Genomic DNA, 12,213 nt, shown 5'->3' on the forward strand with positions numbered 1-12,213 from the left:
CGGGGGGATGTTCCCACCCACGGTAACTGCTTGTGAAGCCATGCACAAAGTTGCTCAACCCGCCGCGACCTGCACAGCGACCGAAAGTCGGGGCGAGCCGTTCGCCCTCAGATTGTCAAATCCGAGCGCAGCCGAACCTCGTCGACCTCCCAGTAGCTGTGCTCACGACCATCGAGCAGCACCACGGGAAGACGGTCGCCGTACTCGGCCCGCAGTTCCGGATCACGGGCCGCTGCCTCGTCGACGTCGACGGTTTCGAGCGGAATGCCGAATTCCTCACACAACGGCACCAGCCGCTCGTGGGCCGCGACGCAGGAGCCGCAGCCGGCCCGGGTCAGGAGGGTGATGGTGTGCGTCGTGGCCGTCATGGCTTCCACCCTGCCACCCGCGCCGCGCCGCTTCGGCGGCACCGGCGGAGACGGACATCACAGCGCCGCCGTTGCCCGGCCCGTCCGCCCGGTGCACCCTCGAATCGGGGGATAGGGTTACCCAGGATTGCCAACCACAGGAGGTGCGAGTGCCTGGGCTGACAGGGCCGACCGGTGCGGGAATGGGTGCCGGCTGGTCGCGCGTGCGGCGCCGTGGGCGTAACCCGCTGGGACCGACCGACGCGCAGCTGCGCGCGAACCTCGCCGGCGAGGCCAGCGCCGACGCCGCCCTCGCCCTGCACGAGGCCGACACCGCCGTCGACCTCGGTGTGACCGGCCCCACCGACGAGTCGGCGATCCCCCGCGACCTGACCGCCGCCGCGTTCTTCGACGTCGACAACACGATGGTCCAGGGCGCATCGATCATCCACTTCGCTCGCGGTCTCGCGGCCCGCAAGTACATCTCCCTCGGCGACATGGCCGGATTCGCCTGGCAGCAGCTCAAGTTCCGGGTCACGGGCAAGGAGAACAGCGACGACGTCGCGTCCGGCAAGGAGAAGGCACTCGCGTTCATCGCCGGCCGCGAGACCGCGGAGTTCACCCGGCTCGGCGAGGAGATCTACGACCAGCTCATCGCCGACAAGATCTGGCCGGGCACCCGCGCGCTCGCACAGATGCACCTCGACGCCGGCCAGCAGGTCTGGCTCGTCACTGCCACGCCCGTCGAACTCGCACAGGTGATCGCCAAGCGCCTCGGCCTGACCGGTGCGCTCGGCACCGTCGTCGAGTCCGAGGACGGCAAGTTCACCGGCCGGCTCGTCGGCGACATCCTGCACGGCGCGGGCAAGGCGCACGCGGTGCGCACCCTCGCCGTGCGCGAGGGCCTGAACCTCAAGCGGTGCACCGCCTACTCGGACAGCCACAACGACGTCCCGATGCTGTCACTGGTCGGCACGGCCGTCGCGATCAACCCGGACGCCGACCTGAAGGAGGTCGCACGCAACCGGGGCTGGGAGATCCGCGACTACCGCACGGGGCGCAAGGCCGCGAAGATCGGTGTCCCGACCGCCCTCGTCCTCGGTGCGGCCGGCGGCGCGCTCGCCGCGGTCGTCAGCCGCCGCAGGCACTGAGGTGCCCGAACACGGGCGGCTCCGCTGCGCTAGCCCGCGGACGGAACCGCTGCGCTAACCCAGGAAGACGTTCCGGCGCTGCGCGAGCAGCCGGTAGAGGGTCTGCTGGATCGTCTCGCGGACGTGGTCGGTGAGTTCGAACATCACCATCGGATCCTCGGCGTCCGCGTGGTCGTAGGTGTCGGTGCGGATCGGTTCCCCGAACTCGATGTACCACTTCGACGGCAGCGGGATCATCCCGAGCGGTCCCAGGTGCGGGAAGAACGGCGTCACCGGGAAGTACGGCATGCCGAGCAGGCGCGCGAGCGACTTGAGTTCGCCGATCTTCGGGTAGATCTCCTCCGAGCCGACGATCGAGCACGGCACGATCGGGACGCCGGCGCGCAGTGCGGCCGACACGAAGCCGCCGCGACCGAACCGCTGCAGCTTGTACCGCTCGCTGAACGGCTTGCCGATGCCCTTGAACCCCTCCGGGAACACCGCGGCGACCTCGCCGCCGCGCAGCAGCCGCTCGGCATCGGGGTTGCAGGCGAGGGTGTGCCCCGCCTTGCGGGCGACGGTGCCGATGACCGGCATCTCGAAAGCCAGGTCCGCGGCGAGCATCCGCAGCGGACGATGCGCCGGGTGGTGGTCGAACATGGCGACCGAGGTCATCAGTCCGTCGATCGGCACGACACCGGCGTGGTTCGCGACCACCAGCACGCCGCCCTCGTCGGGCACGTTCTCGATGCCCCGCACCTCGACCCGGAACCACGAGTCGAACAGCGGACGCAGCAGCGGCAGCCAGATGTTCTCCGCGAAGTGCGGGTCGTACCCGAAGTCGTCGACCTGGTAGTCGCCCGTCAGCCTGCGCCGGATGAACTCGGCCGTCGCCACGACCTGATCCGCCACCAGATCGCGGGCAGCATCCCGCAACGACCCGGTCAGCGACCCGGACGCGGAAGGGGTCGGTTCCGCGGCGTGCGACGGGAACAGCTCGGTCGGGTCGGACGGTTCGAGCCGCGACGTCCGGGTGGAGCCACGGGCGGCGCGGGCGGCGCGGGCGGCGTCACCACGTAGTGGAATGACCTTGGCGACCTCGTTCATCGTGCTCCTTCACCGACGCCGACCATGTGCTGGATTCCTGTCTCCACCGACCTCAGCCACTCCTTGCTCACCAGTGGCCGGTTCGCCGCGCCACCGATCATGTCGTCGAGTGCCTGCAGTGTCGTCCACCGCGGTTCGAAGCCGAGTTCGGTGCGCATCCGGGTGGTGTCGAGTCCGCACCCGAAGTGGAAGTAGTCGAGCTGTTCCCTGGTGAAGCCGCGGAGCCCGGCGCCAGGGAGCATCCGGCCGATGGAACCGAGCAGCGGGAACGGCATCGGGACCTCGACGCCGCCGGCCCTGCGGATCGCCTGGGTGAGCATCACCACCCCGTCACCGGCGATGTTGAAGGTGCCCGCCGGTCCGGCGAGGGTGGCCCGTTCGAGGGCGGCGAGCGCGTCCTCCTCGTGTAGCAGCTGCATCCGGGGGTCCCGGCCCAGGACCGTCGGCACCACCGGCGACTGCAGGTACCGGGCCACCGACCCGTGCAGGTTCGGCCCGATCAGTGGCGCCATCCGCAGCAGTGAGACCGCGATCTCCGGCCGCCTGCGTCCCAGCCCGCGGGCGTAGCCCTCGACCTCGATGCTGTCGCGCGCGTATCCCCCGCTCGGGGGCTTCCGGGCGCTCATCTCCTCGCTGAACTTCGCCGGGTCCTTCGCGCTGCTGCCGTAGACGGCGGCCGACGACCGGACCACCACCTTGCGGACGTCCGGCGACTTCTGGCAGGCGGCGAACAGCTGCATGGCGCCGAGGATGTTCATGTCCTTCATCGCGGTACGACTACCCGACTTGGGCGGCTTGACCATCGTGGAGGCGAGCACGACCGTGTCCACTCGCGCACCGCGCAGCACCTTGCCGATCAGCGGGTTGCGGATGTCGGCGCGGACGAACTCGGCCCGGCCCATCCGGCGCAACATGTCCTTCGTCGGAGATTTCGAGTCGACGGCGATGACGCGGTCGACGGCGGGGTCCTGCGCCAGCCTCGCCACGAGGTATCCGCCGAGGAACCGGCTGGCTCCGGTGACCAGCACCACCGATGGGGGCTGCACCCCGCGATCACCTGCCACGACCACCCCTGCCCGTGTTTCGAAGCCGTCACCGATCGGTCACCGTCGAGCGTAGCGGGTTCGGGCGGCGCCGTTCAAAAACTTAACGAGCTCGAAACCGCCCGTCTGCCAGGTGTTTTGACAGACTCCAAAACTAGTTCGAAATGGTCGGACGACCGACTCACGAAATGCCCGATTCGTCCCGGGGCAACCCCGAATGCACGCGATGCCCGCCACCGAAGAAACGGTGGCGGGCATCGAGTTCGACCCACAACAGTGGCGAGCCCCGCTCGAAACTCGAGCGGTCTACTTGCCGAGTTTCCGACGCTGCACGCGAGTCCTACGAAGCAGCTTGCGGTGCTTCTTCTTCGACATGCGCTTGCGTCGCTTCTTGATCACTGAACCCATGGCGGGAGTTCCTCACGTTCTTCTCTAGCGTTCCTGCGCACGCCGGTGACGTACGTGCGTTCGGTTGGCGCAAACCAACCTGGCGCTGTGGCCTCGTAGCCGTAAGCCCAGCGCCTGACGACACCCGGCTGGCTGGCACGACGAGTAGTCATCGTACCGGGGCGCCGCGGGCGGATCGAAACCGGACTGTCAGCCGGCGTCGAAGTAGGACGTTTCCAGGTAGTCGTGCACGGCCTTCGCGTGCACCCGGAACGACCTTCCGACCCGTACGGCGGGTAGTTCCCCGCTGTGCACCAGTCGGTACACCGTCATTTTCGACACGCGCATCAACGCCGCCACCTCGGCAACGGTGAGGAATTGTGTGCCGCCCAGGACGGGTTGATTCTCCGCACCCGATCCCTTCGACTTGTCTGTGGACACCATTTGCATACCTCCGGCACGTGTCGCGCCGCCGGCTTCCCCTCCGGCGGAACAGACACGCACGTGCTGCCCCGAGCTTAACGGGACAGGTGGGGTTACTGCGACGGGTGTGAGGTATCGGATTTCATTCCGGACCAGCACCGAGTTCCGCGGAACGTCGCTTCGCAGCGGCCAGCGCGTCGTTGAATGCGGTCCGCAGGCCACCCCGCTCCAGCTCTCGGACGCCGGCCGCAGTCGTCCCACCGGGCGACGTGACGTCGGCGCGCAGCTCGTTCGCGGTACTGCCCGACCCGTCGAGCATGGCCGCCGATCCGACCATCGTCTGGACGACGAGTTCGGTGGCGACGGCCCGGGTGAGCCCGAGTCCGACTCCCCCCTCGATCATCGCCTCGGCCACGAGGAAGAGGTACGCGGGACCGGAACCGGACACCGCGGTGACGGCGTCGAGCTGCGACTCGGAGACGGTGACGACCTTGCCGACCGCACCGAGGAGCTCGCGAACCTGCTCGAGGTGTTCCGAGGTGGCGTAGCGACCCGCGGCGATGGCGCTGACGCCCTCGCCGACGAGCATCGGCGTGTTCGGCATGACCCGCACGACGGGGAACCCGGCAGGCAGCTTGCTCTCGTAGCGGGCGGTCGGGATCCCCGCGGCCAGCGTGACGACCAGCTGCTCGACGTCGCCGTCGAGGTCGATGGAGCCGAGCTCGGTCATCACGGCGTCGACGTCGGCGGGCTTGACCGCGATCACCACGACGTGGGCACCGTCGGCGGCGTCCGCCACGGTGGTGGTCCGGATGCCGTACTGCCCGGCCAGTTCCTGCGCGCGGGGCGGGTACTGCTCGGCGACGACCAGGTCCTTGGGTGCGTGGCCCGCCTTCACCAGGCCCGCGATCAGGGCCTCGCCGATCCTGCCGCCACCCATCACTGCGATTCTCGTCATGACCGAAAGCCTGCCATGCACGGCTCGGGCGAAACCCGTCAGCCCTGCCCGGCCGTCAGAGCTTGGGGATCATCGCGAGCTGGCGGCTCTGCACGACCACCTGCCCGCTGGAGTCGAGCACCAGGTGGTCCTCCTCGAACCAGGTGTCCCCGATCACCTGCGCGCTGGCCATCACGCGCAGCCAGCCCGGGGCCGGGCGGCGGCGCAGGTAGGTGGTCAGCTGGACGGTCGGGGCCCAGCCGAACATGCCGCGGTTCATCGTCACCGGGGCACTGATGTCACCGAGCATGATCGCGAACAGTGCGGCGGTGTCCGCATCGGCCTCGTCCTCGGCCAGCGGGCGCGCCCACATCCGGTTCACCGGGTCACCCAGCTCGCCGGTCAGGAACCGCGCGGCGGTCGGGTCGACCCGCAGGTCGCATCCCTTGGCCACGTGCACGATCTCGGCCATCGGGTGGCCGTCGGTGATGACCGCCGAGTCCGCGGTCGGCTCGGCGGGCAACGCGTCGAGGGCGAGCGGCTCCCGATGCCGGGGCTCGGCGGTGTCGGGCACGCCGAGGGTCACGGCCGCCGAGACCGCGACCCGGTCCCCCTGCAGCAGGTCCACGTCCACCAGGCAGACCTGACGGCCACGCTTGCGGACGGTGGTCACCAGCCGGACGTCGCCGGGGTCCGGTGCGGCGAGGTAGTTCGCGCTGACCGCGACCGGCTGCATCGCGGTCGCGCCGTCCGCGGCGCCACGGGCGGCCGCAGCGCAGACCGCCATCATGCAACCGCCGTGCACCTTGGGCCCGATCGTCCAGATCGGGTCGATGTGCGCCCCGTACGCGCCCTCGCCGAGATCGGTGAGGGCGGTCAACTCGGTGAACGGCCGGGTGGAGGTGAGGGTCTTGACCTCGGTCATCTGTTGTCCTTACGTGCGTGTTCGGTGGTGGGGCCCGCGACATCACCGCGGCGGGCCGCGAGATTCTCACCGCGGCGGGCCGAGATGTCCTGGTGGGCGAGCCTGCGCATCGCGGCGATCACGGGTTCGTAGACGGCCGTTCCGAGGACGGCGTACTCGACGGCGCGCTGCGGGGAGTCCGTCGGCATCAGCGCGAGGTCGAGTTCGGCGATGCCCCGGATGTGCTTGCCGTAGGCGTCGAGGCGTTCGTCGGTCATCGGGATGCCGACGTTCTCCACGGCCTCGAGGGCCCGTTCGAGTTGGTCGACGGCCGGGTAGCCGGGGTCGTAGACCTGCCCGAGCCGTTCGAGTGTCCGGCGGGCACGGGGGTGGTCGGTCCGTGGCGGTCCGTCGGGGTAGGGCGGGAGAATCGCGATGGCGTGGCCGATGGTGTCGCGCACGTCGTCGCCGGGTTCCTCGATCAGGTCGACGATGCGGCGGATCTTGTGGATCGGGAGGCCGGCGCCGGCGAGGGCCTTGATCAGGGCGAGTCGGTGCAGGTGTTCGTCGCCGTAGTCGGCCTGGGTGGCGCTGGTCGCCGTGCCGGGCACGAGGACGTGTTCGCGCAGGTAGTACTTGATCGTCGCGAGTGGCACCCCGGAGCGGGCGACGAGTTCGGACATGCGCACGGGTACCTCCTCGAATGGTTCTGTCGTCGTTCGGGTCAACCCTTGACGCGAACCGATTGGATACCAATACTATCCAATACTGGATATCGATACTATCCAATCCCGTCCGAAAGCACTTCTCCGACCCGAGGAGCCAGTGATGGACCCCGTTCTCGCCCTCGTCACCGGTGTCACCCTGCTCACCGTCGTGGGTATCGCCTTCGGCGGCACCTTCATGCTCCGGGTGGTGACCGGAGCCCACGGCGCGAACGACCTGCAGAAGACGATGTTCCGAGCCGGGCACGCGCACGCCGGCGTCCTGGTCACCCTCGGTCTCGTGGTCGCATTGCTCACCCAGGCCGCCGGAGTCGGCAGCGGGTGGTCGACGTTTGGCGCCGTCCTGGTGCTCAGCGCCGCGATCTTCGTCCCCGCCGGATTCTTCCTGTCCGTCCTCGGCACCGACCCGGAACGCCCGAACGGCTGGATGCGCTCGGTGTGGGCCGGCTTCGCGGTCCTCGTCGCCGGACTGATCGTGTCCGGAGTCGCGACGATCGCCGCGGCCGTCGCCGCCCTCTGACCTGCCCCTACCGGGCGAGGTGTTCGCGGGCGAACGCCAGCGACTGCGCCAGCATCGACTTGCGTTCGGCCCGGGTGCGCGCGTTCTGGGTGTTGACTTCGAGCACCGCGTGACCGTCGAACTCGGACGCCGCGAGCGACCGGCACAGCTCCGCGCACGGCTGGTTGCCGTGCCCCGGGATCAGGTGCTCGTCTGCGGAGGCGCCCCGCCCGTCGGCCAGGTGCAGGTGGGTGAGCCCACCGCCCATGCGGCCGGCGAGCGCGAACGCGTCCATCCCGGCGGTCGCGGTGTGCGACAGGTCGAGCGTGTAGTGCTCGTGCCCGACGTCGGTCGGGTCGAAGGAGGGCGCGAACACCGACACTCCCGGTCCCGGCCCGCCCCGCCTCTCGAGCCGCTCGGCCGACTTCGATTTCGCACCCCAGAAGCGGTCCGCCCGCATCGGGAACATGTTCTCCACTGCGACGGTCGCACCGCTGCGCTGCTCGAGGTCACCCACCTGGTCCGCGAACCCGTCCGCGTACCGGCGCTGCCAGCGGAACGGCGGATGCACCACCACGGTCCGGGCGCCGAGGGTCTCCGCGGCGCGGACGGACCGCTCGAGCTTGGCGACGGGATCGGCACCCCAGACTCGTTGCGAGATCAGCAGGCACGGGGCGTGCACGGCCAGCACCGGGACCGCGTACTTGCGCACCAGACGCTTGACCGCGGCCATGTCCTGGCTGACCGACTCCGCCCACACCATCAGCTCCACACCGTCGTAGCCGAGTTCGGCTGCGAACTCGAACGCCGACTCGGTGTTCTGTGGGTAGACCGACGCCGTCGACAATCCGACGAGGATCCGGTGGGCCCGACCCGCGGGCCGGTGACCCGGCCCGCCGCTTCCCGCCACGGCCGTCAGCTCGAACTGAGCACGAACACGAGCGGGCCGATCGTGACGAACACGCCGACGATCACCGCGATGAGCAGGCTCAGCAGGTCCTCGGTCTGCCGCAGGATGCGGACGACCGCGACCAGCCCCGCGATCACCAGCACCGCCAGCACCAGGGCGACCCACGGCAGCGAGTCCCAGAGCTTCTCGAAGCCCTTGAACAGCAGGGCGCCCGCGACGATCGCAACGACGGCCTGACCGGCAAGCATCGCCCACTGGCGGACCGCACCGCCGGCAGGAGCCTTGTCGGCCGACGTTGCGTCCGCGCGGTCCGCACGAACCGCCCCGTCGGTGGCCTTCGTGTCGGTGGCCTTCGTGTCGGTGGCCTTCGCGGCGGCGCCCGTCGCGGCGGACGTCACCTCGGTGGCCTCGGCCGGGTCCGGGGTGTCGACGACGCGCGGGAACTCACCGGTCGTGTGGACCAGCGCTCGTGCCTCGTCGATGGACTCGGTGCGCGCGCTGCGCGCCTGACGCAGCAAATCCGCTTCGAGGCTGGAGCCGGACAGCAACGCGGGCTCGCGGACCGCGGGCGTCCCGTTGAACGGCTTGAACTTCGGTTCGGCCGAGGGCTCCACCTTCGCGGCCGGTGCCGTCGAGGGCTGTACCGTCGCGGCGGGCGCGGTCGGGGGCTGGACCTTCGCGGCCGGCGCGGTCGCGGGGGGCTCGGGTCGGGACGCGCGACCGGCGTCGGGCACAACCGTGGTCTTCTCGGCCTCGGATGCCGTGTCGACCACGGCTGCCTTCCCGGCCGTTGTGGGGGTCACCGCGGCGGTCTTCGTCGGCGAGGGTGTGGTCGCGGCGGCTTTCGCCGGCGTGACCGGGGTCGACGGCGCGCTGTCCTTTGCTGCCCGGTCGGCGGCGGCCTTTCGATCGGCGTCCGCCTTGGCGAGCACGGCCCGCCGCAGCGCGGGGATCGACTGGGTGCGGTCGATCGTCGGTTCCACGCCGGCAGCTGTCGGCAACACCGGCGCCTTCGCCTCCGGCGCCTTGATCTCGGGCACCTTAATCTCGGGCACCTTGATCTCCGGTGCCTTCACCTCCGGCACCTTCACCTCGGGCACCTTCACCTCGGGGGCCTTCGTCTCCGGGGCCTTCGTCTCCGGGGCCTTCACCGGGACGTCCGGCTGCGCCGGAGTGACAGCGGCGCCCACCGCCGGCGTACCGGTTGCCTCGTCGTCCGTGTCGGGCGCGGCGCGACGGTTGCGCGGCGGGAGCGTGCCGTCGGACAGGACCGGCAGCTCGCCGGTCAGTTCCGCGACGCTGATCCCACCCGCGGCTCCGCGGCGCCGGCGGCCGCCGCGCGACTCGACCTGCTGGCCGTTGCGGGCGAGCAGCTCGGCCACGGAGATCTGGCCGGTGTTCTCGCTCTGCTCGCTCATCGCGCCACCACCAGTTCGCCACCCATGTCCGTGTCCAGTTTGCGCAGGATCAGACCCTCGCGCAGCGCCCAGGGGCAGATCTCCAACTCGTCCACCGACAGTGCCCGCATGCTCGCCTCCGCAATCAGTGCACCGGCCACGATCTGCTGCGACCGGTCCGAGCTCACACCCTCCAACTCAGCGCGGTCCGACGCCGTCATCCGGGAGATGAACGCAATCAGCTGACGCAAACCGCTCGCGGTCAGTGTCCTCCGAACCCGCGGTCCTGCAGCGGAAGGCGCGGCCCCGGTGAGTCGCGCGAGAGACCGGAACGTCTTCGAGGTTCCGACCACCCGGTCGGGGACGCCCGACGCTCGCAGTTCCTTGGCCGGTTCCACGAGTTCGGCGTCGAGCCAGTCCCTCAGCACCGCGATCCGCCGTTTGCCGGGCGGGTCGGACTGCAGCCAGTCCCGGGTCAGTCGTCCCGCGCCGAGTTGCAGCGAGAACGCGACGTCCGGGTCCTCGTCGCCACCTGCGGTCAACTCCAGCGAGCCGCCACCGATGTCGAAGTTCAGGATGTGACCGGCGCTCCAGCCGAACCAGCGGCGCACCGCCAGGAAGGTCAACCGCGCCTCGTCGACACCGGAGAGCACCTCCAGGTTCACGCCGGTCTCGGCGCGGACACGCGCGAGCACCGCTTCCGAATTGTTGGCGTCCCGGACCGCGGACGTCGCGAACGCCATCAGCTCGCCGCATCCGGATGTCGCCGCGATGGACGCGAAATCAGCGACCGCCGCGACCAGCCGATCCGCGCCGACGACGGTGATGTCGCCTGCGTCGTCGGTGTTCTCGGCGAGCCGCAGCGTCGCCTTCGTCGAACTCATCGGGGTCGGATGCGCACCCCTGTGCGCATCGACCACCAGAAGGTGGACGGTGTTGCTTCCGACGTCGAGTACCCCTAACCGCACGTGACCACGGTACTGGGTCTACCGTCTGGCACTGTGACAGCAGGCGCCGCCCCGTACTCCTTCAAGATGACGCCCACCCCCGAGGTGGACCTCGACTTCCCGCGCGAATGGATCGAGTTCCTCGACCCGGCGAACCCCGAACACGTGATCGTCGCCGACCTGACCTGGCTGCTTTCCCGCTGGACGTGCGTGTTCGGCACCCCCGCATGCCAGGGCACCGTCGAGGGCCGCCCCGACGACGGCTGCTGCTCGCACGGCGCGTTCCTGTCCGACGAGGAGGACCGCGAGAAACTCGACCGCTGCGTGAGCATGCTCACTCCCGCGGACTGGCAGTTCATGGACAAGGGACTCGGCAAGAAGGGATATGTCGAGGAGGACGACCTCGACGACGAGCCCGCGGTCCGGACGCGGCGGTACAAGGGTGCATGCATCTTCCTGAACCGGCCGGGATTCGACGGCGGCATCGGATGCGCGTTCCACCTGATGGCGATGCGCAACGGCATCGAGCCGTTGGAGGTCAAGCCGGACGTGTGCTGGCAGCTGCCGATTCGCCGCACCCAGGAGTGGGTGGACCGTCCCGACGGCGAGCAGGTCCTCAAGACCACGATCACCGAATACGACCGCCGTGGTTGGGGCGAGGGCGGCGCGGACCTGCACTGGTACTGCTCGGGGTCGCCGGATGCCCACGTCGGGACCAAGCCCGTGTGGCAGTCCTACGGCCCGGAGCTGACGGAACTGCTCGGTGCCCCCGCCTACGAGGAGCTGGTCAAGCACTGCCGTCGGCGCGCCGGCCTGGGCCTGATCGCCGTTCATCCGGCCACCACGGCCGCACGTGCGACCAAGGCGGCCGCCCGATCGACGCTCCAGTCCTCCGTGGACTGAGCCGTCGAGCACCGAACCGGAACGTAACGGTCGGTCTGCGTCCGCGATTATCCGTCACAAGGGTGCTTCATCCCGCCCCGACGGAGGAGGATGCTCATGCTCACTCGAATCCTGACCGCGGCCGCGGTGGTCGCGGGCACCGCGCTGTCGGCGGCGACGGGCGCGGCGGCGGCGCCGGCCGACGACCCGTACGGCTTCAACTCGGTTCGCGACCGAACCGACTACTTCGTCGCCCCACTCGATCCGGGCGCATTGTTCGGCGCCAACACCTACAAGCCGCTCATCCTGAGCCCGTACGGCGCCACGCGCAAGATCGAGTGTCGAGGCGACGGCCACTACGTCCAGATCCACGAGTGCAGGCAGTACGACGCGAACGGCGTCCCGCACGAACTCCGCCTTCTCGCCAACCCGATCCGCCCGCTCTACCTGTACATCTGAGTCCGGAATGGGTTCCCGCCCGGCGGCGGCCCGGCTTCGGGATCGTCCCCACGCGGGTCGCCTCTGAAAGCGGGTGGCCGCCCGGATGGGCGGCCACGTCGCGCGCTCGGCGCCCT

The 12,213-nt window shown here is 69.9% G+C and carries 15 protein-coding genes; 4 read left to right on the forward strand and 11 right to left on the reverse strand.

The genetic code is table 11. The features are described 5' to 3' along the window. Nucleotides 1–107: 107 nt before the first annotated feature. The gene (locus tag ACWEPG_RS10235; protein WP_450115461.1) at nt 108–368 is read right to left on the reverse strand and encodes a glutaredoxin family protein; all 261 of its coding nucleotides are present in this window, start codon (nt 366–368) and stop codon (nt 108–110) included. A 182-nt stretch (nt 369–550) separates the two neighbouring features. Here ACWEPG_RS10235 and ACWEPG_RS10240 point away from each other — a divergent pair, with 182 nt between their 5' ends. After that, the gene (locus ACWEPG_RS10240) at nt 551–1,498 is read left to right on the forward strand and encodes an HAD family hydrolase (protein WP_450115480.1); all 948 of its coding nucleotides are present in this window, start codon (nt 551–553) and stop codon (nt 1,496–1,498) included. Nucleotides 1,499–1,552: 54 nt separating this feature from the next. Here the strand turns inward: ACWEPG_RS10240 and ACWEPG_RS10245 are convergent, their stop codons facing one another. The 7 genes from ACWEPG_RS10245 to ACWEPG_RS10275 form a co-directional block, all read right to left on the reverse strand. Next, on the reverse strand, nt 1,553–2,584 hold the full coding sequence (locus tag ACWEPG_RS10245; protein WP_450115462.1) for a lysophospholipid acyltransferase family protein: 1,032 nt from the start codon (nt 2,582–2,584) through the stop codon (nt 1,553–1,555). Next, nucleotides 2,581–3,654: an NAD-dependent epimerase/dehydratase family protein gene (locus ACWEPG_RS10250; RefSeq protein ID WP_450115463.1), complete on the reverse strand. Its 1,074-nt coding sequence runs from the start codon at nt 3,652–3,654 to the stop codon at nt 2,581–2,583. The genes ACWEPG_RS10245 and ACWEPG_RS10250 overlap by 4 nt, the downstream gene beginning before the upstream one ends. A 279-nt stretch (nt 3,655–3,933) precedes the next feature. Then, nucleotides 3,934–4,035 (reverse strand): 30S ribosomal protein bS22, encoded by a 102-nt coding sequence (locus ACWEPG_RS10255; protein ID WP_003402602.1) that lies wholly within the window; start codon nt 4,033–4,035, stop codon nt 3,934–3,936. Between the two features lie 189 nt (nt 4,036–4,224). Further along, a complete protein-coding gene (locus ACWEPG_RS10260) occupies nt 4,225–4,458 on the reverse strand; it encodes a helix-turn-helix domain-containing protein (protein ID WP_450115464.1) in 234 nt (77 codons plus the stop codon). A gap of 121 nt (nt 4,459–4,579) precedes the next feature. Further along, on the reverse strand, nt 4,580–5,395 hold the full coding sequence (gene proC, locus ACWEPG_RS10265) for a pyrroline-5-carboxylate reductase (protein ID WP_450115465.1): 816 nt from the start codon (nt 5,393–5,395) through the stop codon (nt 4,580–4,582). Nucleotides 5,396–5,450: 55 nt separating this feature from the next. Next, nucleotides 5,451–6,299, reverse strand: coding sequence for a thioesterase family protein (locus ACWEPG_RS10270; protein WP_450115466.1), 849 nt, complete (start codon nt 6,297–6,299; stop codon nt 5,451–5,453). Beyond that, entirely contained in the window at nt 6,296–6,967 is a 672-nt protein-coding gene (locus ACWEPG_RS10275) for a MerR family transcriptional regulator (protein ID WP_452594338.1), read from the reverse strand. Before ACWEPG_RS10275 ends, ACWEPG_RS10270 begins: the two co-directional genes overlap by 4 nt. A gap of 139 nt (nt 6,968–7,106) precedes the next feature. Here ACWEPG_RS10275 and ACWEPG_RS10280 point away from each other — a divergent pair, with 139 nt between their 5' ends. Next, complete coding sequence (locus ACWEPG_RS10280) at nt 7,107–7,523, forward strand: hypothetical protein (RefSeq protein WP_450115468.1); 417 nt, start codon at nt 7,107–7,109, stop codon at nt 7,521–7,523. A gap of 7 nt (nt 7,524–7,530) precedes the next feature. On the opposite strand, the gene ACWEPG_RS10285 is transcribed toward ACWEPG_RS10280, so the two are convergent. The 3 genes from ACWEPG_RS10285 to ACWEPG_RS10295 are packed head-to-tail and all read right to left on the reverse strand — an operon-like array spanning nt 7,531 to nt 10,777. After that, nucleotides 7,531–8,412: a sugar phosphate isomerase/epimerase family protein gene (locus ACWEPG_RS10285; protein ID WP_450115469.1), complete on the reverse strand. Its 882-nt coding sequence runs from the start codon at nt 8,410–8,412 to the stop codon at nt 7,531–7,533. Nucleotides 8,413–8,417: 5 nt separating this feature from the next. After that, on the reverse strand, nt 8,418–9,830 hold the full coding sequence (locus tag ACWEPG_RS10290) for a hypothetical protein (RefSeq protein ID WP_452594339.1): 1,413 nt from the start codon (nt 9,828–9,830) through the stop codon (nt 8,418–8,420). Beyond that, complete coding sequence (locus ACWEPG_RS10295; protein ID WP_450115471.1) at nt 9,827–10,777, reverse strand: Ppx/GppA phosphatase family protein; 951 nt, start codon at nt 10,775–10,777, stop codon at nt 9,827–9,829. Before ACWEPG_RS10295 ends, ACWEPG_RS10290 begins: the two co-directional genes overlap by 4 nt. Nucleotides 10,778–10,843: 66 nt before the next feature. Between ACWEPG_RS10295 and ACWEPG_RS10300 the strand changes: the two genes are divergently transcribed. Continuing rightward, nucleotides 10,844–11,659, forward strand: coding sequence for a hypothetical protein (locus ACWEPG_RS10300; protein ID WP_450115481.1), 816 nt, complete (start codon nt 10,844–10,846; stop codon nt 11,657–11,659). Between the two features lie 96 nt (nt 11,660–11,755). Continuing rightward, entirely contained in the window at nt 11,756–12,097 is a 342-nt protein-coding gene (locus ACWEPG_RS10305) for a hypothetical protein (RefSeq protein ID WP_452594340.1), read from the forward strand. Nucleotides 12,098–12,213: the final 116 nt, after the last annotated feature.

The sequence above is a fragment of the Rhodococcus sp. NPDC004095 genome (assembly GCF_053604015.1).

What these genes read in the sequence shown, in the direction of transcription:
- ACWEPG_RS10240 (WP_450115480.1), top strand. Translation starts at nt 551, where the DNA reads ATGGGTGCCGGCTGGTCGCGCGTGCGGCGCCGTGGGCGTAACCCGCTG.
- ACWEPG_RS10305 (WP_452594340.1), top strand. Translation starts at nt 11,756, where the DNA reads ATGCTCACTCGAATCCTGACCGCGGCCGCGGTGGTCGCGGGCACCGCG.
- ACWEPG_RS10255 (WP_003402602.1), bottom strand. Translation starts at nt 4,035, where the DNA reads ATGGGTTCAGTGATCAAGAAGCGACGCAAGCGCATGTCGAAGAAGAAG.
- ACWEPG_RS10300 (WP_450115481.1), top strand. Translation starts at nt 10,844, where the DNA reads ATGACGCCCACCCCCGAGGTGGACCTCGACTTCCCGCGCGAATGGATC.
- ACWEPG_RS10260 (WP_450115464.1), bottom strand. Translation starts at nt 4,458, where the DNA reads ATGGTGTCCACAGACAAGTCGAAGGGATCGGGTGCGGAGAATCAACCC.
- ACWEPG_RS10245 (WP_450115462.1), bottom strand. Translation starts at nt 2,584, where the DNA reads ATGAACGAGGTCGCCAAGGTCATTCCACTACGTGGTGACGCCGCCCGC.
- ACWEPG_RS10290 (WP_452594339.1), bottom strand. Translation starts at nt 9,830, where the DNA reads ATGAGCGAGCAGAGCGAGAACACCGGCCAGATCTCCGTGGCCGAGCTG.
- ACWEPG_RS10280 (WP_450115468.1), top strand. Translation starts at nt 7,107, where the DNA reads ATGGACCCCGTTCTCGCCCTCGTCACCGGTGTCACCCTGCTCACCGTC.
- ACWEPG_RS10235 (WP_450115461.1), bottom strand. Translation starts at nt 368, where the DNA reads ATGACGGCCACGACGCACACCATCACCCTCCTGACCCGGGCCGGCTGC.
- ACWEPG_RS10270 (WP_450115466.1), bottom strand. Translation starts at nt 6,299, where the DNA reads ATGACCGAGGTCAAGACCCTCACCTCCACCCGGCCGTTCACCGAGTTG.
- proC (WP_450115465.1), bottom strand. Translation starts at nt 5,395, where the DNA reads ATGACGAGAATCGCAGTGATGGGTGGCGGCAGGATCGGCGAGGCCCTG.